Annotated in this window: 21 protein-coding genes and 1 pseudogene; 6 read left to right on the top strand and 16 right to left on the bottom strand. The window is 68.8% G+C overall.

The window, feature by feature from the left end:
• The first annotated feature begins 121 nt into the window (after positions 1 to 121).
• Complete coding sequence (locus AB0P21_RS16595) at positions 122 to 1,234, top strand: hypothetical protein (protein WP_363697456.1); 1,113 nt, start codon at positions 122 to 124, stop codon at positions 1,232 to 1,234.
• On the opposite strand, the gene AB0P21_RS16590 is transcribed toward AB0P21_RS16595, so the two are convergent.
• The 11 genes and pseudogenes from AB0P21_RS16590 to AB0P21_RS16540 all read right to left on the bottom strand — a co-directional run bounded on the left by AB0P21_RS16590 (position 1,235) and on the right by AB0P21_RS16540 (position 12,584).
• Complete coding sequence (locus AB0P21_RS16590; RefSeq protein WP_363697453.1) at positions 1,235 to 2,140, bottom strand: hypothetical protein; 906 nt, start codon at positions 2,138 to 2,140, stop codon at positions 1,235 to 1,237.
• Between the two features lie 57 nt (positions 2,141 to 2,197).
• Positions 2,198 to 3,652: an NADH-quinone oxidoreductase subunit N gene (locus AB0P21_RS16585; protein ID WP_363697451.1), complete on the bottom strand. Its 1,455-nt coding sequence runs from the start codon at positions 3,650 to 3,652 to the stop codon at positions 2,198 to 2,200.
• Complete coding sequence (locus AB0P21_RS16580; RefSeq protein ID WP_363697449.1) at positions 3,649 to 5,199, bottom strand: NADH-quinone oxidoreductase subunit M; 1,551 nt, start codon at positions 5,197 to 5,199, stop codon at positions 3,649 to 3,651. The genes AB0P21_RS16585 and AB0P21_RS16580 overlap by 4 nt, the downstream gene beginning before the upstream one ends.
• The gene (locus AB0P21_RS16575) at positions 5,196 to 6,962 is read right to left on the bottom strand and encodes a proton-conducting transporter membrane subunit (RefSeq protein ID WP_363697447.1); all 1,767 of its coding nucleotides are present in this window, start codon (positions 6,960 to 6,962) and stop codon (positions 5,196 to 5,198) included. The genes AB0P21_RS16580 and AB0P21_RS16575 overlap by 4 nt, the downstream gene beginning before the upstream one ends.
• Positions 6,959 to 7,282, bottom strand: coding sequence for an NADH-quinone oxidoreductase subunit NuoK (gene nuoK / locus AB0P21_RS16570; protein WP_363697445.1), 324 nt, complete (start codon positions 7,280 to 7,282; stop codon positions 6,959 to 6,961). The genes AB0P21_RS16575 and nuoK overlap by 4 nt, the downstream gene beginning before the upstream one ends.
• A 1-nt stretch (position 7,283) precedes the next feature.
• Positions 7,284 to 7,784: an NADH-quinone oxidoreductase subunit J gene (locus tag AB0P21_RS16565; protein ID WP_363697443.1), complete on the bottom strand. Its 501-nt coding sequence runs from the start codon at positions 7,782 to 7,784 to the stop codon at positions 7,284 to 7,286.
• Between the two features lie 140 nt (positions 7,785 to 7,924).
• A pseudogene (locus AB0P21_RS16560) lies at positions 7,925 to 8,146 on the bottom strand (4Fe-4S binding protein); the annotation flags it as partial.
• Positions 8,147 to 8,373: 227 nt separating this feature from the next.
• Positions 8,374 to 9,885 (bottom strand): alkaline phosphatase family protein, encoded by a 1,512-nt coding sequence (locus tag AB0P21_RS16555; RefSeq protein ID WP_363697441.1) that lies wholly within the window; start codon positions 9,883 to 9,885, stop codon positions 8,374 to 8,376.
• 92 nt (positions 9,886 to 9,977) lie between these two features.
• Positions 9,978 to 11,240 carry an RNA polymerase sigma factor gene (locus AB0P21_RS16550; RefSeq protein WP_363697439.1) on the bottom strand — a complete coding sequence of 421 codons (1,263 nt, stop codon included), beginning with the start codon at positions 11,238 to 11,240 and terminating at the stop codon, positions 9,978 to 9,980.
• The gene (locus tag AB0P21_RS16545; protein ID WP_363697437.1) at positions 11,237 to 11,581 is read right to left on the bottom strand and encodes a YciI family protein; all 345 of its coding nucleotides are present in this window, start codon (positions 11,579 to 11,581) and stop codon (positions 11,237 to 11,239) included. Before AB0P21_RS16545 ends, AB0P21_RS16550 begins: the two co-directional genes overlap by 4 nt.
• 52 nt (positions 11,582 to 11,633) lie before the next feature.
• Positions 11,634 to 12,584: a complex I subunit 1 family protein gene (locus AB0P21_RS16540; RefSeq protein WP_363697436.1), complete on the bottom strand. Its 951-nt coding sequence runs from the start codon at positions 12,582 to 12,584 to the stop codon at positions 11,634 to 11,636.
• An 87-nt stretch (positions 12,585 to 12,671) separates the two neighbouring features.
• Here AB0P21_RS16540 and AB0P21_RS16535 point away from each other — a divergent pair, with 87 nt between their 5' ends.
• The 3 genes from AB0P21_RS16535 to AB0P21_RS16525 are packed head-to-tail and all read left to right on the top strand — an operon-like array spanning position 12,672 to position 14,187.
• Entirely contained in the window at positions 12,672 to 13,511 is an 840-nt protein-coding gene (locus AB0P21_RS16535) for an NAD(P)H-binding protein (RefSeq protein WP_363697435.1), read from the top strand.
• A gap of 32 nt (positions 13,512 to 13,543) precedes the next feature.
• On the top strand, positions 13,544 to 13,765 hold the full coding sequence (locus tag AB0P21_RS16530; RefSeq protein ID WP_363697433.1) for an antitoxin: 222 nt from the start codon (positions 13,544 to 13,546) through the stop codon (positions 13,763 to 13,765).
• Positions 13,762 to 14,187 carry a PIN domain nuclease gene (locus AB0P21_RS16525; protein ID WP_363697431.1) on the top strand — a complete coding sequence of 142 codons (426 nt, stop codon included), beginning with the start codon at positions 13,762 to 13,764 and terminating at the stop codon, positions 14,185 to 14,187. The genes AB0P21_RS16530 and AB0P21_RS16525 overlap by 4 nt, the downstream gene beginning before the upstream one ends.
• Positions 14,188 to 14,189: 2 nt before the next feature.
• Here AB0P21_RS16525 and AB0P21_RS16520 read toward each other — a convergent pair whose 3' ends face one another.
• From AB0P21_RS16520 to AB0P21_RS16500, 5 genes are read right to left on the bottom strand one after another with little or no spacing between them, the layout of a single operon-like run.
• Positions 14,190 to 15,119: a GNAT family N-acetyltransferase gene (locus AB0P21_RS16520; protein ID WP_363697429.1), complete on the bottom strand. Its 930-nt coding sequence runs from the start codon at positions 15,117 to 15,119 to the stop codon at positions 14,190 to 14,192.
• Positions 15,116 to 15,799 carry an NADH-quinone oxidoreductase subunit C gene (locus AB0P21_RS16515; protein WP_363697427.1) on the bottom strand — a complete coding sequence of 228 codons (684 nt, stop codon included), beginning with the start codon at positions 15,797 to 15,799 and terminating at the stop codon, positions 15,116 to 15,118. Before AB0P21_RS16515 ends, AB0P21_RS16520 begins: the two co-directional genes overlap by 4 nt.
• Positions 15,796 to 16,380: an NADH-quinone oxidoreductase subunit B family protein gene (locus AB0P21_RS16510; RefSeq protein ID WP_363697425.1), complete on the bottom strand. Its 585-nt coding sequence runs from the start codon at positions 16,378 to 16,380 to the stop codon at positions 15,796 to 15,798. Before AB0P21_RS16510 ends, AB0P21_RS16515 begins: the two co-directional genes overlap by 4 nt.
• 5 nt (positions 16,381 to 16,385) lie before the next feature.
• Positions 16,386 to 17,237: an alpha/beta hydrolase gene (locus AB0P21_RS16505; RefSeq protein WP_363697423.1), complete on the bottom strand. Its 852-nt coding sequence runs from the start codon at positions 17,235 to 17,237 to the stop codon at positions 16,386 to 16,388.
• Positions 17,238 to 17,244: 7 nt separating this feature from the next.
• The gene (locus AB0P21_RS16500) at positions 17,245 to 17,988 is read right to left on the bottom strand and encodes an SDR family oxidoreductase (RefSeq protein ID WP_363697421.1); all 744 of its coding nucleotides are present in this window, start codon (positions 17,986 to 17,988) and stop codon (positions 17,245 to 17,247) included.
• Positions 17,989 to 18,126: 138 nt separating this feature from the next.
• Here AB0P21_RS16500 and AB0P21_RS16495 point away from each other — a divergent pair, with 138 nt between their 5' ends.
• Complete coding sequence (locus tag AB0P21_RS16495) at positions 18,127 to 19,596, top strand: cytosine permease (RefSeq protein ID WP_363697420.1); 1,470 nt, start codon at positions 18,127 to 18,129, stop codon at positions 19,594 to 19,596.
• Positions 19,596 to 20,144 (top strand): cysteine hydrolase, encoded by a 549-nt coding sequence (locus tag AB0P21_RS16490; protein ID WP_363697418.1) that lies wholly within the window; start codon positions 19,596 to 19,598, stop codon positions 20,142 to 20,144. The genes AB0P21_RS16495 and AB0P21_RS16490 overlap by 1 nt, the downstream gene beginning before the upstream one ends.
• The last annotated feature ends 4 nt before the right edge of the window (positions 20,145 to 20,148 follow it).

Below are 20,148 nucleotides of genomic sequence, written 5' to 3'. Positions count from 1 at the left end.
GCCCCCGATTCGCAGCGATGCGGTCGGGGGCTGTTTCGTGGTGGGGGCAGGGAATACTGGTGGGGCAGCCGGGGGTTGCTGGTTGAGTCGGGTTGGCCGAGATGCGAGGAGACAGCGGGCGATGAAACCCACCGAGTTCGTGAAGGTGAACAGTCAGTTCTGGGGGGATCACCTCAAGAGCGTGAGTGAGCACCTGCCGGGGAGTCACGGGCGCGAGCTGGTCGGGCCGTTGCTGTATCCGCGGCAGCTGGTGCTGACCGAGACGCCGGACTGGAACATCCTGGAGCTGGTCGGCATCAGTCGTGAGTTCCGGTCGCTGGAGGTGCGCAAGCAGAAGGCCGTCGGGATCGACGAGTACTTCGGCGCCGATCCGGCCGTGGGTCCGGTAGTGGTGCTGAAGACCGACGACCGGTACCAGGACGCCACCATCGCCACCGAGCTCGGCCGTACTGCGCTGGAGAGCCGGTTCCCGGGGATCCAGCGGATGGTCGGGCGCGAGCTGGTCGGCACCGGTGAGAACAAGCTGCTGGGGTTTGCCCCGGGCAACTACTCGGCGCTGGAGCGCGTCTTGCTGGTGGCCAGCACGGAGTCGTCCGTGCGGATCCGCTGGACCTTCCTGGCGATCGCGATCCACCGTTCCGAACCGGCCGACAAGTACCGCGAGTGGCTGCAGCAGCTGGTCAACCAGGCGCCGCACCTCGACCCGGTCGGCACCCTCGCAGTACCGCGTGGGCAGGTGGAGCCGCTGCTCAAGGCCGAGCCGTTCGCCGCGACGTACCAGCACGGGCTGCACAAGACGACTGTGGGCGAGTTCCTGCAGCAGCACGAGGAGATCCTGCTCGGCGCCTTCGAGGCGACCCAGCTGGTCCGTGAGCCGGTGCTGGAGCGCGAGGACGGTACTGCGGTCACGCCCGACTTCATCCTCGAGCGTGCCGACGGCAGCCACATCGTCGGCGACCTCGCGCTGCCGCTGCTGGAGACGGGCAAGGACGGCAAGAAGCGTCGCCGCTCCACCACTGCCGCTGACGGGCAGCAGCGCGTCGCGGAGTACGCGGAGTACTTCAAGAGCTCCGCGAACCAGGACTTCGCCAAGACGAAGTACGGCGTCGAGATCACCGAACCGCGGAAACTGCTCGTTCTCGCCACCAGCGAGAACCCGGCCGAGACCACGCCGGAGCTCGAGCTGATCGACTACGACACGATCCTGCGGCTGTACCTCGCGACCAAGTCCTGACTACTTGCTCGTGAGCTGAACGACAGCGGCACTGGCGTTGAGGCCGGTGAGCTTGCCTGAGGTGAGCGCACCGGCCGTGCCCCAGCTACTGCTGCCGTCAAGCGACAACCCGGTGGTGAAGCCACCGCCGTCGGCCTCGCGGTTGCTGACACTGACCGCGCCGTCGACGACGGTGATGGTCAGCAGCTTGCCCTTGACGGCGAACTTGGCGGACTTCTTCACCAGTACTTCGCAGTTGCCGTCCGCGCAGGCCTGGTAGTTCTGACCGTCAGCGGCAGCCGGCAACGGCGTGGTCGGCGGCGCGATGGGCGTGAGGCCCTTGCAGGCAGCCGACTGACGATAGGCCAGGGCGATCATCGGGTCGCTCTTGACCAGGGCCGGCAGATCGGGCCCGGCGGGTTTGACCGAGAGGATCAGCGCCGCGACCTGACGGGTCAGGCGCACCAGATCCGACTCACCACGCTGAAGCCCCGAGTCGCCGACCAGAGCCACTACCTTCGGCGTCACCTTGCTCACCGCAGCCTTGTACTGCGCCGCCAAGCGATCCGCCGCAGCGTTGCCGGCCGACCCGACTCCAGCGAAGTCGTAGGCGATCAGCCGGATTCCCGCCGGTTGGGCCATCAGGTAGGTCTGCGCCACCAGCGAGGCGACCCGCGGCTCCTTCACCAGCTGAGCCGTCTGCCGGGCCTGCGACTGTTCGCTGGCCAGCTTGCTGATTCCGCCGCAGATCGCCCCCGTCCAAGCCACCAACTGCGGGCTGGGCGTCGGCGCGGCCGTCGGAGTCGGCGTCACCGTCGGCGCAGGAGTCGAGGTCGCGACAGCCGGCGGCGGCGCAGCGGACTCACCGCCCGAGCACCCGCTCAGGACCAGTACCAACGCCACCCCGACCACCCGATGAGCTCTCACCCATCGACCGTAGGACGCACGGCATCACGACGGAGACCGCTGACCGCAACAGGCCAGTTAGTTGACCAAGGCAAACAACGCGCCAGGCAGCACCGACAGCACGACGGCCGCGCCCGCGCACAGCGAGATGACGGTCACCGCCGGCGTCTCGATGTCGACCGAGAACGGGTCGTCGGCGGGCAGCTTGAAGAGTTCGGCGATCCAGCGCAGGTAGACCGCGAGGCCGATCATCACGTTCAGCGCCATCACCAGGGCCAGCCAGCCGTAGTGCGCGTCGATGACCGCCTGGAACGCGGCGAACTTGGTGAACAGCCCGGCCAGCCCCGGCGGGAGACCCGCGAGCACCACCAGGAAGAAGACGAGGGCCACCCCGAGACCGGGCTCCGAGCGAACCATGCCTCGGTAGTCCGACAGCAGCAGACCGCCGGGGCGATGACGCTGCACCACCGCGACTGCACCGAAGGCGCCGAGCGTGACCACGACGTACGCCGCCAAGTACCCAACGACAGCTTGCGCATCGCCCACCGCGAGCGGCGCCAGCAGGAAGCCGACCTGGCCGATCGACGACCACGCGAGCAGCCGGATCGCCTCGACCTGACGCAGGGCAGCGAGGTTGCCGACGGTCATTGTCACGGCCGCCAGCACAGCGACGACGAGCCGCAGCTCGGAACCAGACGGCGCGAGCCCGTAGGTCACCAGCACGAGCAGTCCGGCCACGCCGGCTGACTTCGACACGACAGCGAGGAACGCGGTGACCTCGACCGGCGCACCGGAATACGTGTCGGGCAGCCAGCCGTGGAACGGCACAGCCGCGATCTTGAAGCCGAAACCGACGATCACGAACAGCCCGGCAGCGAAGGCGACCCGGTGCAGATCAGGGTCGATCCCCGGCAGCCGGTTCGCGATCGTCTGCAGATAGATCGACCCGGTCACGCCGTACAGGTAGGAGATGCCGAACAGCATCACGGCCGTCGACAGCACCGAGACCAGGAAGGCCTTCAGCGCCGCCTCGGAACCGCGCCGGTCGCGGCGCAGCGCGACCATCGCGAAGCTCGGCAGCGAGACCACTTCGAGCGCGATCACCACGGTCGCGAGATCACGAGCACCCGCCAGCACAGTGCCGCCGACCAGCGCGCTGAGCAGCAGGAAGTGGTACTCCCCCACCGGGATGTCAGCAGCCAGCAGCCGGTACGACGAAAGCCCGACGACCCCCAGCCCGCCGATCAGCAGCACCGCCCACAACCCGATCGTCAGCGGCTCGATCACCAGGCTGCACTCGGCCGGACCCTCGACCGCGAACCGGCAGAAGGCGGCCTTGTAGCCGTCTCGCTGGGCCACCACGAAGGCGAGCCCGAACAGGATCACGCCCCCACTGATCAGCGTGATCACCCAGTGCTTGAGCTGCTTGCTGCCGCTGGCCCAGAACCCGTCGATCAGCAGTACTGCGACAGCGCCGAGCGCGAGTACCAGCGGTACCGCGGTCGCCTGCCAGTCGGTCCAGGTGATCGTCATAGGAAGGTCCATTGGTCGAGCAGGAAGGGTGGCCAGAAGCCCAGGAAGACGGTGAGGACGACCAGCGGGACCCAGGTGATCAGCTCGATCCGGCTCACGTCCACCGCGAAGGCGGCGGCCGGATGCTCGGCCGGATCACCCTGGTTGAGCTGCCGGACCAGCTTGAGGAAGTACGCCGCGGTCAGCACCGCGCCCAGCCCGGCGACCACCATCAGCACCAAGAACGTTGTCCGAGGCAACGAATCGCCCGGGTGGTAGGCGCCGAGCAGGATCAGCATCTCGCCCCAGAACCCGGCCAGCCCCGGCAGCCCGAGCGACGCCAGGCAGGCGAAGGTCAGCAGCCCGCCGATCCGCGGCAGCCGGGCGTACAGGGCCCGGCCGATCACCCGCAGGTCGCTGGTGTCGTGCCGGTCCTTGATCGCCCCGGCCAGGAAGAACAGCAGCGCGGTGATGATGCCGTGGGCAATGTTCGCGTAGAGCGCGCCGGACAGGCCCTCCGGCGACATGGTGGCGATGCCGAGGCCGATGAAACCCATGTGGCCGACGCTGGAGTACGCGATCAGCCGCTTGAGGTCGGTCTGCGCCAGGCAGGCCAGCGAGCCGGCGATGATCGCGACGGTCGAGAACCCGGCCAGGTACGGCGCGATGGTGGCGGTCGCGTCGGGCAGCACCGGCAGCAGGATCCGGATCATGCCGTAGCTGCCGAGCTTCAGCAGGACTCCGGCGAGCAGCACCGAGCCGACCGTCGGCGCCTTGGCGTGGGCGTCGGGCAACCAGATGTGCAGCGGCCAGAGCGGCATCTTCACCGCGAACCCGACCGCGATCAGCAAAGCCGCGGCCAGCGCGATCCCGTGCCCGCCGGCGACCGGACTCCGCCCGAGTACTTCGAGGTCGAAGGTGCCGGCCTGGCGATGGATCAGCAGGAAGCCGAGCAGCATCAGCGCCGAGCCGAACACCGTCATCAGCACGAAGGTGGTCGCCGCGCGGCGCCGGCCGGGGGCGTCGTGGTCGTCGCCCCAGATGTCGATCACCAGCCACATCGGGATCAGCACGACCTCGAAGAACAGGAAGAACAGCACCAGGTCGAGGGAGGCGAAGGTGCCGATCACTCCGGTCTCGATCACCAGCAGCAGCGCGATCAGGGAGCGGGTGCGGCCGGCGCGCGGGGTGATCTTGAGCGAGTAGAGGCAGCAGAGGAAGACCAGGAGCGCGGTCAGGGCGATGAGTGGGAGCGAGATGGTGTCGACGCCGAGGTGGAAGCGGACGTCGAGGGCGGGGATCCAGGAGACGTCGGTTTCGGCGTAGGCGTTGACCTTGCCGGGTAGCGTCCGAGGGAGATCCCCGATCGCAGCAAGGCCCAGGGTCACAGGGCCGCTTCGAGGCCGGATCAGATCCCACCAGAGCACCGCAGAGCCGACCAGCACCAGACCCGACACAACCGAGCCGACGATCGCCGCCACTCGGTCGCCAAGGCCTGCGGGTAGCGCCCACAAGATCGCGGCGGCCAACGCCGGCACAGCGAGCAGCGCGATCAGCAGATAACTCATGAGCCGATCACCCCAGCCAGGATCGCCAGCGCCACCACGCCCACCACCGCGGCCGTCAGATACGTCTGCACATTGCCGGTCTGCAACTTCCGGAACCCAGCCGAAGCCAGTACTCCGGTCCGCCCGATCCCCCGCACGTAAGCCCCGATCACATCCCGATCGCCGCCGACCGCGAGCTTGGCCAGCCACTGCACCGGTCCGACGAACGCCCGCTGGTACGCCGAATCCAGCCCGAACTCGCGCTCCAGCAAGACCGGTCGCGGGTCGGCCCCGCGCTGCCACAGCGAGTACGCCGGAAGAGCGCCGAACAGCGCGAGCACCGTCGTCACCAGCGCGATCGGCCAGCTGATGTGCACGCCATCGGCGTACCCGAGCCCGATCGCGCCCAGCGCCAGCAGGATCAGCGGCGCGAGCATCAGCCAGTTCCCGTCCCGCAGCTTGCTGGAGTCGGGCTCCTCGAGATCCGCCATCGGGTCGTCGTCCTCGAACGCGCCGAGCGCGCCGGCCAAGGCCGGAGTACGGAAGAAGACCCACAGCCACAGGCGGACGCAGTAGAAGGCAGTCAGCGCGGCGGTCAGGCAGACCGAGACGAGCACGAACCAACCGAGGGTCGAGCCGTCCCGGGCGTGATCCCAGGCGGCCTCGATCACGGAGTCCTTGGAGAAGAAGCCGGCGAACCCCGGTACTCCGGCGAGCGCGGCGAGGCCGACCGTCATCGTCGCGAAGGTGACCGGCATCCGCTTCCGGAGCATGCCCCGGCGGGCGTAGCGGCGCAGTACGACGAAGGCGGCGCTGCCGACCTGGTGCAGGAGCACACCGGCGCAGAGGAAGAGCAGCCCCTTGAAGGCGGCATGGGTGAGCAGGTGGAAGAGCGCCGCGTGCCGGCCGTCCTTAGTGCCGAGCGAGAGGCCGGCGAACATGATCGCCAGCTGGCTCACGGTCGACCAGGCCAGGACGCGCTTCACCTCGACGGCGGCCATCGCGCAGAGGGCGGCGAACAGCATCGTCACGCAGGCGATCACGGCCAGCACGGTGAAGGTCGTCGCGGCGGCCGCGAACACGTCGTACAGGCGGGCGATCAGGAAGACGCCGGCGGCGACCATGGTGGCCGCGTGGATCAGCGCGCTGACCGGGCTCGGGCCGGGCATCGCGTCCGGCAGCCAGGTCTGCAACGGGACCTGGGCGGACTTGCCGACGATGCCGACCAGGATCAGGATCGTGCCGGTGGTCAGGGCGCCGGGCGAGATCGGGCTGTCGCCCAGCTCGGAGATGGTGAAGGTGTCGTAGCCGAGCCCGAGGACGAAGATGCCGAACAGGAAGCCGACGTCGCCGAGCCGGGTCATCAGGAACGCCTTCATCGCGCCGGAGCGGGCGTCGCGGCGTTCCCAGTAGTGGCCGATCAGCAGGTACGAGCAGGCACCCATCAGTTCCCAGCCGATCAGCAGCAGGAACAGGCTGTCGGAGACCACCACGGTCACCATCGACGCCGTGAAGAGGGTGACCAGAGCCGTGTACGACGCGACGCGTTCGTGCAGGTAGCCGATCGAGTAGAGCTGGACGCAGGCCGAGACGACGCCGACGATGGCCAGCATCAGCACGGTCAGGTCGTCGGTGCGCAGGTCGTAGTTGATGAACACGTCGTTGCCGACGAAGGTCCCGCCGAACGACTTCTGCTGGGGATCGACGCCGTACAACAGGCCGGCCGCGAGGACGACGAGCAGGGAGAAGCCGACGCCGATCACGCGCCAGGCGGTGGCGATCACTGCTCGACTCCAGGCTGCTCCACCAGGTCGCGGGCGGCGTCGGCGTCGACGTGGCCGTGACCGCGGAACAGCAGCAGGATGATCGCCAGGCCGAGACCGATCTCGGCGGCGGCGATGGTGATCACGAAAACCGCCAGGGTCTGCCCGGTGGCGAGTCCGTCGACGTGCCAGGCGTCGAAGGCGACCAGGTTGAGCGTGACCGCGTTCAGCATCAGCTCGAAGGACATCAGCATCGTGATGGCGTTGCGGCGAGCCAGTGCGCCGTACACGCCGATGCAGAACAACGCGACGGCGAGCAGCAGCGGGACGACGATCGGCATCTCAGTCGCCCTTCTTGCCGGTGCGCTGGGAGAGCACGATCGCGCCGATCAGGGCGGCCAGCAGCAGCACCGAGAGCACTTCGAAGGGCAGCACCCAGGTGCGGAACACCGCGTTGCCGACCGCTTCGGCGTCACCGGCCACCACGGGCTTGATCTTTTCGTTGCCAAAGGCAAGCACCACGCCGGCGCCCAGGATCAGCGCGAAGACCAGCGCGACCACGGCCGCGAACGGACTGCGGCCGGTGGTCAGCGCGGGCAGCGGGTTGGTCGGCGCCTTGGTCAGCATCAGCGCGAAGAGGACCAGCACGACGATGGCGCCGACGTAGACCAGGATCTGGACCAGCGCGACGAACTCGGCGTGCAGGGCGCCGAAGCAGCCGGCCACCGCGCCGAGCGCGACGACCAGCCAGAGCGCGGCGTGCACGATCCGGCGGGACGTGACGACCATGACCGCTGCCAGCAGCGCCACCGCCCCCGCGATGGAGAAGAGCGCAGTGGTCACGCCTCGCCCTCCACCGTCACCGGCTCGATCACCGAGGGTCCCGGGTCGATCGGCTGGGGCGCGGGCACGGTCCACATCCAGTCCCGCAGCTTGTCCTTCTCGTGCGTGAGGTTGCGCAGCTCGGTCTCGGCGTACTCGAACTCCGGCGACCAGAACAAGGCGTCGAACGGGCAGGCCTCGATGCAGATCCCGCAGTACATGCAGAGGCTGAAGTCGATCGCGAACCGGTCCAGCACGTTCCGGCTGCGCTCACGGGCCTGCTCGCCGACCGCCGGCGCGGTCTCGGTGTGCGAGTCGATGTAGATGCACCAGCTCGGGCACTCGCGCGCGCAGAGCATGCAGGAGGTGCAGTTCTCCTCCATCAACGCGATCACCCCGCGGGTGCGCGGGGCCAGCTCGGGCTGCACATCCGGGTACTGCTCGGTGACGGCTCGGCGGCCCAGCGTCTTCGCGGTGACCTTTAGGCCATCGATCAGACCCTTCCCTGGTACAGCCACGCCCCCTCCTCCGTCCGTCGGTACTGGACGCTGACATTAGTCGGTTTCGCCGGGTCGCGACGCCAGGAGGGGGCGTGAACGTGCCGAAAGGGTCAGTTCCTGCTGAGTTGGGGGTTGTCGACGGCCCAGTACCAGTCGTTGTCGCCGTTGGCGAGGGACCAGGTCAGGGTCAGGGTGCGGGCGCCGGCGGGGACGGGGATGGTGAGGCGTTCGAGCTTGGCGACGGCGTCGGCGGTGTAGGTGAGGATCGGCTTGGGGGTCGCGCCGTCGAAGGAGGCGAGCACGGTGGCGGTCTCGTTGCCGCTCTTCAGGTAGTGGGAGGAGAAGGTGAGAGTCGCGCTGGTGGCGCCGGAGACGGCGTACGCGGGTGACTTGAGCTTGCTGTTGAACAGGCCGGTGCGGGTCTTGTCGGACCACTCGTCGGAGTCGGCGACGGCGAAGACGCCACGCGCACGGACGTTGCCCTCGCGGCCCTGGTCAGGCGCCGCGCGGGTCCAGAAGTCGTCAGTGGCGAACGACCAGCCCTGCCATTCCCGTACGCCGCCGGTGCCCATCGCCGTGTTGTCGATCGTCCAGCCGGCCGGGGTGGTGTGGGTCCAGCCCTTCACGTCAGCCGGTACGCCGGTCTCGTCAGCGCGGGTCTGCAGCGAGTTCACCAGCGAGTCGAACGGATCGGTGGACGCCGTGGCCTGACCGTCGAGGTCCGGCGCGCTGATGCCGAAGCGGCTCAGCACGATCGCGGCGAGATCCACGTTCTTCGGCGCGATCGCCGGCGTACCGGGGGTAGTGCCGGCGCCGCTGCGGATGATGAACGAGGACCGCTCGGCCACCGAGCTGCCGCCGTGACCACCCGCGTCGGTGTGGCCGTGGTCGGCCGTGACGAGGTAGGTCCAGTCCTCGTTCGAGTACGTCGTACGGGCGCGGATCGCGGTCAGCAAGGCGGCGATGTGCCGGTCGGTCTGCTCGAGCGCGGTGCGATAGCAGGCCCCGGCCGCGCCGCAACTGTGGCCGGCGATGTCGACGTTGCCGAAGTACACGAAGGACGCGTCCGGGCCGGTGTTCTTCAGGTACGCCGCCGCGTCGGTCGCGATCTTCGCGTCGGCGGCGGCCCAGCCGAGCGCGTCGCCGTCCAGGGTGACCTTCTGCTGCACCTCGTCGGTGAAGATCGCCTGGCCGGCGCTGTCGGTGGTCAGCGGCGTCCAGTCGGCGATCGCGTACGTCGAGAGCGCGGGGCGGGCGCGCTCGATCCGGGTCAGGAAGTCCGGGTACTGCGTGAGGTTGCTGCTGCTCCCCCAGTTGTTGCTCTTCACCTTGTGCTTGTCCGGCCAGACACCGGTCGCGTTGGTGGCCCAGCCCGGTCCGGACAGGGTGGGCGCGAAAGGCGAGGCGTACAAGGTGGTCCGGCTGGCCGATCCCGAGCTGATCAGGCCTTTCAGCGCGGGGGTGTCGAAGGCCTGGATCTTGCTGAGCAGCGCGCCGTCGATGCCGATCACGAGCACCTTGGGGACGCGGGCGGCCGGTTCAGGGCTGCCCGCGGCCGCGGTGGTGACGACGGATGTCAGCGCGAGGGTGGTCAGCGCGGCGAGAGTGAAGGGGCGGTTCACGGGGCTCCTCCTGCGTCGGGTAATTGGTCCGGACCAATCTCTCGAAGGAGGCGTGCCGGGTCAACCGCTCGGGCGTGGCGGGCAGGTGAATCTCAGAGGGCGTCGAGGCTGCGGCGGAGGAACTCGCGCTCGGCGGTGTTCTCGGTCAGCTCCGCGGCAGTGCGGTAGGCGGCAGCTGCTTCGTCGCGGCGGCCGAGGCGCTTGAGGAGCTCGGCGCGGATCGCGTGGAAGAGGTAGTAGCCGCCGAGGTCGAGCTCGTCGACCAAGGCCAGGGCGGCGGCCGGGCCTTCGAGCTCGCCGACCGCGACCGCTCGGTTGAGTGCGACCACCGGGCTGGGATCGAGCGTCGTCAGGTGGTTGTAGAGCTGGACGATCTGGCGCCAGTCGGTGGCCGCGGCGGTCGGGGCGTCGCTGTGGACGGCGTTCATCGCGGCTTGCAGTTGGTACGGGCCGGGCTGGTCGCGGCGGAGACAGCGGCGTACCAGGTCTTGGCCTTCGGCGATCAGGGCACGGTCCCAGAGCGTGCGGTCCTGATCGGCGAGCAGGACCAGCGAGCCGTCAGCGGCGACGCGGGCCGGGCGGCGGGATTCCTGCAGCAGCATCAGGGCGAGCAGGCCGACGGCTTCGGGCTCGTCGGGCATCAGTTCGACCAGGAGTCGGGCCAGGCGGATCGCTTCCAGGCAGAGCTCGGTGCGGATCAGGTCGTCGCCGGAGGAGGCGGTGTAGCCCTCGTTGAAGATCAGGTAGACGACAGCCAGTACGCCGCGGACGCGCTCGGGCAGGTCTGCTTCGTACGGCACGCGGTACGGGATGCCGGCGGTGCGGATCTTCGCCTTGGCGCGGACGATCCGCTGCGCCATCGTCGGCTCGGGGACCAGGAACGCGTGCGCGATCTCGGGGGTGGTCAGGCCGCCGAGCATCCGCAGCGTGAGCGCGACCCGGACGTTGAGCGCGAGCGCGGGGTGGCAGCAGGTGAAGATCAGCCGCAGTCGGTCGTCGCGCACAACACCCTCCTCCACTGGCTCGTCCTGGGCATGCAGCAGCGCTGCTTGGGCGTGCTTGTCCTCGCGCGACGACTCGCGACGCAGGCGGTCGATCGCGCGGTTGCGCGCGGTGGTGATGATCCAGCCGGCCGGACTCGGTGGGAGCCCGGCGGCCGGCCATTTCTCGGTGGCAGCCAGGAAGGCTTCCTGGACCGCGTCCTCGGCGATGTCGAGATCGCCGAACGTCCGCGTCAGTACTGCGACCGCGCGACCGTGCTCGGCCCGGAAAACCGCGGCGATCTCCGCCTCGGAGACCGCCGGTCCGTCGACCGCTGGTAGGTCGGCCCCTGGGCGGTCGGGCTGGTCGGTCATCCGGCGAAGGGTCTTACTTCGATCGACAGCGGCGCCAGGATGTCCGCGAGCTTGCGCGCCCAGCCGAGCGCCTCGTCCAGATCCTCGGCCCGCACGATCGTGAACCCACCCAGGTGTTCCTTGCCCTCGGTGAACGGCCCGTCGGTCATCAGCAGTTCGCTGCCGTCGCGACGCAGTACGGTCGCGGACTCCGGCGGGTGCAGTCCGGCGCTGAAGACCCACGCCCCGGCCGCGCGGAGTTCGTCGTTCCAGACCGCGAGGTTCTCCTGGATCGGCCCGAGGACCTCGGGCCCGGGGATCGGTCCGTCGGGCTGGTAGATGCTGAGCAAGTACTGCTTCATGCTGCCTCCTTTACCCCTACACGAACGGGCGCCGGCCGAATCGACAGCCGGTCTAGTAGAAGACGACGACGCCGATCCCGGTGAGCGCGAGCTGCAGCAGCGCGACCGGTACCAGCCCCTGCCAGGCGAGCTTCTGCAGCTGGTCGGCCCGCAGCCGCGGGAAGGCGACCCGGATCCAGATCACCAGCACCGACACGACCGCCACCTTGAGCACGGTCCAGATCCAGCCGATGCTGTCCGGCCCCGGCCCGCTCCAGCCGCCGAGGTACAGGACCGTGGTGAGCGCTGCCAGGATCACGATCCCGGCGTACTCCGCCAGCAGGAAGAGCGCGAACCGGAGCCCGGTGTACTCCGTGTAGGGCCCGAAGATCACCTCGGAGTCGGCCACCGGCATGTCGAACGGCGGCCGCTGCAGCTCGGCCAGGCCGGCGATGAAGAAGACCACCATGCCGGGGAGCTGCCAGAGCAACCACCACGGGTTCCAGGCGCCGGCGATCCCCGTCAGGCTCAGCGTGCCGGCGGCGACCGCGACACTCGCCGCGGACAGCACGAAGGGCAGCTCGTAGCTCATCAGCTGCGCCGCGACCCGGAGGCCGCCGAGCAGGCTGTACTTGTTGCCGCTGGCCCAGCCGGCCATCAGCGAGCCGAGCACGCCGACGCTCATCACCGCGAGGACGAAGAACAGCCCCGAGTCCAGGTCGGCGCCGACGATGCCGGGAGCGATCGGGATCGCCGCCATCGCCGCCATGTACGGCAGGATCGCGACGATCGGCGCCCACTCGAACACCCGCTTGTCCGCGGCGGCCGGGGTAACGCTCTCCTTCTGCAGGAACTTCACCCCGTCGGCGACCAGCTGCGCCCAGCCGTGGAAGGCCCCGGCGTACATCGGCCCGAGCCGTGACTGCATGTGCGCCATCACCTTGTGCTCGGCCTGGCCGACCACCAAGGGCGCGACGAGGAACGCGACCAGCACCCCCACGACGCGCACCACGAACTCGAGCATGGGAGCACCCTATCGACTCCGGCTTGACCTGAACCGTTGTTGAGGTCGGAGAGTGTGGACAACACCCACCGAAGGAGTTGTTCCCAGATGACCACGATCCTCGTCACCGGAGCGACCGGGCGCGTCGGGCGTCACGTCGTACAGGGCTTGCTGGAGGCGGGGGTGGAGGTGCGGGCACTGGTCCGTACGCCGGGGATTGCTGGGCTGCCGGGAGCGGTAGAGGTGATCGAGGGCGACATCTATGACCCGGCTGCTGTGGAGCGGGCTGCCAATGGGGTGGATGCGGCGTTCCTGCTGTGGCCGGCGTACACAGCCGAGGGTGCCGAGTCGGTGGTGACCGCGCTGACCAAGCAGGTGTCGCGCGTGGTCTACCTGTCGTCGATGAACAGTGGCGGCGTGTGGGGTGAGATCGAAGCGCTGCTGGCCGACACAGACTGGACCTTCGTACGCCCCGGCGGCTTCGCGGGCAACACCCAGGAGTGGGCAGAGCAGATCCGCGCAGGCGACGTCGTACGGATGCCGTCGCCTGGTGCCGGGCGGTCACTCATCCATGAGCGCGACATCGCCGGTGTCGCAGTACTGGCTCTCTTGGACGACAAGCACGTCGGCAAGTCCTACGTCCTGACCGGCCCGGAGGTCCTCACCCAGGCCGAGCAGGTAGCCACCCTCGCCGAGGTTCTGGGCAGAACCCTTCAGGTCGAGGAGATCCCCACCGCCGAAGCCCGCGAGGCGATGCTGGCCGACGGCTTCGACCCGTCCTTCGTCGACCCCGGCCTGGCCTACTGGAACTCCCTCATCACCAACCCCGAGCCCGTCACCCATACAGTCGAAACCCTCCTCGACCGCCCAGCCCTCACCTACCGCCAGTGGGCCGAGGAACACGCGGACGAATTCCGTGTACTTCGGGCACCCCGCTCAGGGGCTTGATATCATCAGATATCAGAGGATGGAGACTGTGCATGAGTGATGTCCTGATTCGTGACGTGCCCGATGAGGTTCTCGCGGTGATCGACCACCGGGCGAGTCATCTGGGCCTGTCCAGGAGCGAATACCTCCGCCGCCAACTCAGTCAGGAGGCAGGCCGAAGCGACGACCCCGTGACTGCTGACGATCTCAAGCGCTTCTCGCAGGCTGCCCAGGACCTCGCGGAGCCCGATGTCATGGACCAGGCCTGGTCGTGACACCGAAAGGCGAAAACCGGCGCTGGCTCATCGACAAGTCGGCGCTGGTGCGGCTGGGCACCAGTCCGGCAGTCGACGAGTGGGCGAGGCGGATCGACCGCGGGCTCGTGCACATCGCGACCGTCACCCTGCTCGAGGTTGGCTTCTCTGCGCGGACCGCCGAAGAACATCGTCTGGCCCTGCTCCATCCTCCGGTATCCTCGATGCCCGTCGAGAATTCGACTCCGGCGATCGAACGACGTGCGGTCGCGATTCAAGCGATGCTCGCCGCGAGTGGGCAGCACCGGGCCCCTTCTGTGCCGGATCTGCTGATCGCCGCGACTGCTGAGCTCGCCGGGCTGATCGTCCTGCATCTCGACAAGGACTTCGACCTGATCGCAGCCATCACCGGCCAGCGGCTGGAGCGACTCGAACTCGCCTGAGGTCAGAGCGGTTGGAGTAGCCAGCCGCCAACGTCTTGGCGGCCGGCGGTGAGGGCTGCGGTGCGGGCGCCGGTGTTGTTGGCGTGGATGGCGCCGAGCAGGATGTGCGACTGCTCTGGCAAGGACTGGGCGAGCAGGGGTGCCAGGTGGCGGCCGAGGCCTTGGCCTCGGAAGGGCTTGGCCAGGAGGACGTCGCGTACTACGTAGCTCGGCACGCCGAGGGTGTCTTCGCTGTCGGTGTAGGCGGCTGAGTAGCCGGCCCAGGTGCCGTTCATGGTGATGTCGAAGAGCAGACCGGCGTCTGCGGAGTCCTGGAGGTCTTCCTGGCTGGCCAGTGAGGCCTGGCCGGGGTGCTCCGGGTGGTCTTCGTCTACAGCCGCATAGGCCGCGACAGCCTCGTCGTAATGATCGACACCGGTTGCAGGGACCAGTGCGAGACCAGCGGGTACGTCGTGAGGCCGCAGGTCGGTAAGCGGTGCACCTAGGAAGCGGCGGTCTCGCTGGGCGCCAGGGAAGGCGTCGACGGGCTCGGAGCTCCACAGGCGGACGTGGCGCGGGCTATGCACCTGGTAGACCTCCCGCGCGGCACCAGCGAGGCCGGGGAGGTCGCGGGACTCCAGCGGGCGACTCAGTGGGGAGGCGTCGACGAAGGGCTTGGTGACGTCCATCCCCTCGAACCGCATGCTCAGCATGGCGTGCAGGTCGTCGCCGATCGCCACCCAGTGGTTGAGCATCGCGTCCACCGGCGTACCGGGGGCGAGCCGCGCGATCCGCGCCTCGGCGATCGATTTGTCCTCTGCCAGCAGGACGTCCAACTCGGCGTGCTGGTTGGTCAGCAGCGCCAGCCGCGTCTCGTCGTCCACCCACTGTCTGGTCAGCGGGTGCTGGCGTTCGAGGGTGTAGGCGGCGAGTTCCTGGGCGGTGGGGATCACTCGGTCTCCGGCTTCGGCTCAGCTTTTTTCGCCGCCCGCCGCGGTCGCGCGGGGGTGGCAGCAGCAAGCGCGGGGGCCAGCGGATCCGGGTCAGGCGACCCAGGCGGCCGCGGGCCCCACGACTCGGGGTCGGGCACTCCCGGCGGCAACGTACGACGCCGGCTCGGCGCACCGGCCTTCGGTGCGTGGTCGGCGGACTCGCCTGGCTCCTTGGCGCCCGGCCACGGCTTGGCGATCCGCGACGCGAGCACGAACTCCTTGCGCAGCGGGTTTCCCTCGAAGCCGTCCGGGAGCAGCAGCGGCACCAGGTTCGGGTGGCCGTCGAAGGTGATGCCGAACATCTCGAAGGTCTCGCGCTCGTGCCAGTTCGCCCCGGCGTACAGGTCGGAGAGGGTGGCCAGCGTCGGTGTCGCGCGCGGGATCAAGGTCCGGACGATCAGGTGGTCGACGTGCGCGCCGCCCCAGAAGTCGGCCACGTGGGTCACCACCCGGAACCCGTCGGCGAGCTCGTCGCTCGCGGTCAGGAAGTCGAAGAAGGTCAGCCCGACCACGTCCCGCAGTACTTCGTGGGTCGCGATCCAGGACTCGGCCGGCACGTCGAGCGTCTGCGGGCCGAAGGTCTCCACCTTGGTCGCGGTGATCCCAGCCTCGGTCAGCGCGCCGAGCGCGTCGTCGGTCATTCCTGCCCCTCGGCAGCCGTCGGCGGCGCGACCAGGCCGCGGGTCAGCGCCTGCGGGGACGGCTCGTACCGGCTGGTGACGTTCTCGCCGGCGATCTTCTCCTGCAGCTTGAGGATGCCCTGCAGCAACGCCTCCGGCCGCGGCGGGCAGCCGGGCACGTAGACGTCGACCGGGATGATCTGGTCGACCCCCTTGGTGACGCAGTACGAGTCCCAGTACGGGCCGCCGGAGTTCGAGCAGGAACCGAACGAGATCACGTACTTCGGCTCCGGCATCTGGTCGTAGAGCCGCTTGATCGCGGGCGCCATCTTGTCGGTCACCGTGCCGGAGACGACCATCAGGTCGGCCTGCCGCGGCCCGGGCGCGAACGGGATCACGCCGAGCCGGATGAAGTCATGCCGCCCCATCGACGCCGCGATGAACTCGATCGCGCAACAGGCGAGGCCGAAGTTGAAGACCCAGAGCGAGTACTTGCGGCCCCAGTTCAGCAGGTACCGCACCGGCTCGGGCGCGAGCTTCGCCAGCGTGCCCACGACCGGTCGCACGGTCGGCGTCGGCAGGTGAACGGGACTGTCAGGCATGCGGGTCAGCCTAGTCCGACAATCTCCTCGGCGAAGATCTCCGGGTATTCGAGTGGCGCGTAGTGGCCGACGCCCTTGACGTGCCGGAGCCGGGCGTCGCTGAAGAAGTCGTCGATCCGGTCCGACCAGGCCCGCGGGAACAGCGGATCGAACTCTGGCCACAGCACCACCGTCGGCACACTGATCCGGTCGTACGACGCAGGCGCGGTCTCCGCGGCCGACGTCGCCACCGACCCCGCGCCGGCCCGGTACCAGTTGATCGAGGCATTGAAAGCACCAGGCTTCGAGTACACCTCCACCAGGTGTTCCAGCTCCGGCACGAAGCCCGGCCCCGACCAGTGCGTCCAGAAGTGCTCCAGGTAAGCCCTGACCGCCAGCGGCTGCCCGTCGATCAGTTGCTCGATCACCGGCAGCTTGTGAAACGCCTGGTACCAGAACTCCGCCTGCGCGTTCTCCGAGAACACCCGCTTCCCGATCCCCGGCAGCGGCGGCGCAACGACCAGCCCGTCCACCAGCTCCGGGTGACTCCGCGCGATGCCCTGGGCGACCCGACTACCAACGTCATACCCAGCCAGCACCGGCCGCTCGAGCCCCAACTCCTCGATCAGCCCCAGCACGCTCCGCGCCTGCCCAGCGACCCCGTACTGCGCCACTGGATCCGCCACGTGCTTGTCCGACTCCCCGAACCCCCGCAGATCCGGTACGACGACCTCATGCCCCTGCGCCACCAGCAGCGGCACCAGCCGCCGGTAGTCGGTCCGGTCGCCAGGCCAGCCGTGCAGCAGCACCACAGCCGGCCCTTCCCCCTCACGGTCGTAGGCCAGCGAGAATCCGTCTACAGCTGCACTGTTCGACATAGGCCCATCACAGCAGATTCAGCAAGTGTCCGGGGCCGGTTGTCAGTCCGCCTTCCACCGGAAGCGTGATGCCGGTGATCCAGGAGGCGTCGGCAGAGGCGAGAAAGGCGATCGCAGCGGCCACGTCTTCGGCCTGACCAACCCGGCCGAGCGGATAGATCGCCTTCAACTCGTCCAGCAACGCCTCCTTGCCGATGAAGCGGTCAGTGGCAACCGTCGCCGGCGCCACCACGTTGAAGCGCACACCCTTAGGCCCGTGGTCGGCAGCCAGGTTGCGGACCAGGTTGGCCAGTGCGGCCTTCGCGGCAGCGTACGGGGCAGTGCCAAGTGCTACCTCGCCACTGATCGACCCAACCAGTACTGCGGACCCGCGGGACTCGATGAGGTGCGGCAGCGCCGCGTCGATGCAGCGAGTCGCTCCCACGAAGGTGAAGTCGTACTGCCTGGCCCACTCCCCATCCAGCGCCAGGTTGTGACCAGCCACGTTCGCCAGCACGTCGAGCCGCCCGTACTGCTTCACTGTCGCCGCGACCGCCGCATCGACCGAGGCGGTGTCGGTGATGTCGCAACTGATCCCCACGGCCGTCCCACCAGCAGCGGCGACCTCGGCGATGACAGCGGCAGTCCCGTCGGTGTCGATGTCCGCGGCGGCCACGGCAGCGCCTTCAGCCGCCAGGCGCAGTACGGTCGCCCGGCCGATCCCGTGGGCGGCGCCGGTCACGAAGGCGACCTTGTTCTCGAACCTCTGCACAACCGTCTCCTCTCGACCGCCCCGACGCTAGGTGCTAGACGGCGCTCTAGGTCAACCTCCGTTCCTTGACCCCGGTGAGCCGCCGACCTACCGTGAAGTGGACAGGACTGGACAGGTTCATTTCGGGTGGGAGCGCTGATGGCCGACCAACTGCGGGTCGATGCAGTCGAGGGACGAACCGCCTTCTCGATCGAGAGCGCCGGACTGGACGTGATCGCCGACGCGGATCGCAAGGGCACCCCGCGGCAACTGTTCTGGCCGTGGTTCGGCGCGAACGTCTCGGTCCTCGGGCTCAGCTACGGCGCCTTCGCGCTCGGCTTCGGCATTTCCTTCTGGCAGGCGGTGATCGCCGGCGTCCTCGGCATCGTCTTCTCCTTCCTGCTCTGCGGGCTGATCTCGCTGGCCGGCAAGCGCGGCTCGGCGCCGACCCTGGTGCTCAGCCGCGCGGCGTTCGGGGTCCGCGGCAACAAGCTTCCGTCGCTGGTGTCCTGGCTGCTAACCGTCGGCTGGGAAACCGTGCTGACGATCCTCGCGACGCTGGCCACCGCGACCGTGTTCGAGCGGCTCGGCTGGGGTGGTGGCGGGATCACCAAGGTGATCGCGCTGGTCGTGGTCGGCACCCTGATCGTCGCCTGCGGCGTGCTCGGCTTCGACCTGATCATGCGGGCCCAGACGATCATCACCATCGTCACCGGCGTACTGACCGTGGTCTACATCGCGCTGGTCGCCGACCAGGTGCACTGGAGTGCCGTCACCGCACTGCCGAGCGGTTCGAGCCAGGCGGTCCTCGGGGCCCTGGTGTTCCTGATGACCGGCTTCGGCCTCGGCTGGGTCAACGCGGCCGCCGACTACTCCCGCTACCTCCCCCGTACTGCGTCCAGCCGCGGCGTGGTCGGCTGGACCACCTTCGGCTCCTCGATCGCGCCGGTGGTCCTGCTGATCTTCGGCCTCCTGCTCGCCGGATCGTCGCCCGACCTCAGTACTGCGATCGCCGCCGACCCGATCGGCGCGCTGGCCGAGGCATTGCCGACCTGGTTCCTGGTGCCGTTCGTGATCGTGGCGGTGCTCGGCCTGGTGGGCGGCGCAGTACTGGACATCTACTCGTCCGGGCTCGCGCTGCTCTCGGTCGGACTGCCTGCCCCGCGGTACGTCGCTGCCTTCATCGACGGCCTGGTGATGATCGCCGGAACCATCTACGTGGTGTTCTTCTCCAGCGACAACTTCCTGTCCCAGTTCCAGGGCTTCCTGATCACTCTCGGCGTTCCGGTGGCGGCCTGGTGCGGCATCATGCTCGCCGACCTCGCCGGCCGCCGGCGCGACTACGCCGACGCCGAGCTCTTCGACCACCGCGGCCGGTACGGCGACATCCAGTGGTTGCCAATAGCAACCATGGTGATCGCGACGGCGATCGGCTGGGGCCTGGTCACGAACGGTCTGGCCAGCTGGCTGACCTGGCAGGGCTACCTGCTCGGGCCGCTCGGTCTCGGCGGCAAGGAAGGCGCCTGGGCGTTCGCCAACCTCGGTGTGCTGTTCGCGTTGGTGGCGGGCTTCCTGGTCCAGTACTTCGCCGGCCGCGCGCGGGTGCAGGCGCAGGAGGCGATGGACTGATGGCGCCGGCGCTGGCCCCTGTCTTGGCCCTGATCGACCTGCAGCGGATCTTCGCCGAGCGCGAAAGCGGCTGGGCGACCCCCGACTTCGACCGCGTCATCAAGCCGACGCAGGCGCTGATCGAGATCATCCCGACGGTCGTCTTCACCCGCTTCGTCGCGCCTGCCGAGCCGACCGGCTCCTGGATCCCGTACTACGCGCAGTGGCCGTTCGCGCTGCAGCCACCGGACTCTTACGCCTATCAACTGGTGGAGGAGTTCCAGGGTGCGCCGACGCTCGACAAGACCACCTTCGGCAAATGGGGTCCTGAGTTGGCGGAGGTGGTCGGGCCAGGTGGGCAGTTGATCCTGTCCGGCGTCACCACCGACTGCTGCGTGCTGACGACCGCGCTGGCGGCCGTCGACGCCGGAGTACAGGTGCAGGTTGTCGCTGACGCGTGTGCGGGGGTCGACGAGGCGAGTCATCAGAAGGCGCTGGACATCATGCGGCTCTACGCGCCGATGCTGGAGGTCGTCACGGTCGACGAGGTCCGAGAGCAGCACCAGTGATTCG

The sequence above is a fragment of the Kribbella sp. NPDC056861 genome, from assembly GCF_040687575.1.
Lineage (GTDB): Bacteria > Actinomycetota > Actinomycetes > Propionibacteriales > Kribbellaceae > Kribbella.
The sequence above is the reverse complement of the archived record's forward strand: the minus strand, read 5'-3'. Positions and strand labels throughout refer to the sequence as shown.

What these genes read in the sequence shown, in the direction of transcription:
- AB0P21_RS16530 (WP_363697433.1), top strand. Translation starts at nt 13,544, where the DNA reads ATGAGTGATGTCCTGATTCGTGACGTGCCCGATGAGGTTCTCGCGGTG.
- AB0P21_RS16510 (WP_363697425.1), bottom strand. Translation starts at nt 16,380, where the DNA reads ATGCCTGACAGTCCCGTTCACCTGCCGACGCCGACCGTGCGACCGGTC.
- AB0P21_RS16595 (WP_363697456.1), top strand. Translation starts at nt 122, where the DNA reads ATGAAACCCACCGAGTTCGTGAAGGTGAACAGTCAGTTCTGGGGGGAT.
- AB0P21_RS16550 (WP_363697439.1), bottom strand. Translation starts at nt 11,240, where the DNA reads ATGACCGACCAGCCCGACCGCCCAGGGGCCGACCTACCAGCGGTCGAC.
- AB0P21_RS16495 (WP_363697420.1), top strand. Translation starts at nt 18,127, where the DNA reads ATGGCCGACCAACTGCGGGTCGATGCAGTCGAGGGACGAACCGCCTTC.
- AB0P21_RS16535 (WP_363697435.1), top strand. Translation starts at nt 12,672, where the DNA reads ATGACCACGATCCTCGTCACCGGAGCGACCGGGCGCGTCGGGCGTCAC.
- AB0P21_RS16585 (WP_363697451.1), bottom strand. Translation starts at nt 3,652, where the DNA reads ATGACGATCACCTGGACCGACTGGCAGGCGACCGCGGTACCGCTGGTA.
- AB0P21_RS16505 (WP_363697423.1), bottom strand. Translation starts at nt 17,237, where the DNA reads ATGTCGAACAGTGCAGCTGTAGACGGATTCTCGCTGGCCTACGACCGT.
- AB0P21_RS16545 (WP_363697437.1), bottom strand. Translation starts at nt 11,581, where the DNA reads ATGAAGCAGTACTTGCTCAGCATCTACCAGCCCGACGGACCGATCCCC.
- AB0P21_RS16515 (WP_363697427.1), bottom strand. Translation starts at nt 15,799, where the DNA reads ATGACCGACGACGCGCTCGGCGCGCTGACCGAGGCTGGGATCACCGCG.
- AB0P21_RS16580 (WP_363697449.1), bottom strand. Translation starts at nt 5,199, where the DNA reads ATGAGTTATCTGCTGATCGCGCTGCTCGCTGTGCCGGCGTTGGCCGCC.
- AB0P21_RS16540 (WP_363697436.1), bottom strand. Translation starts at nt 12,584, where the DNA reads ATGCTCGAGTTCGTGGTGCGCGTCGTGGGGGTGCTGGTCGCGTTCCTC.
- nuoK (WP_363697445.1), bottom strand. Translation starts at nt 7,282, where the DNA reads ATGCCGATCGTCGTCCCGCTGCTGCTCGCCGTCGCGTTGTTCTGCATC.
- AB0P21_RS16490 (WP_363697418.1), top strand. Translation starts at nt 19,596, where the DNA reads ATGGCGCCGGCGCTGGCCCCTGTCTTGGCCCTGATCGACCTGCAGCGG.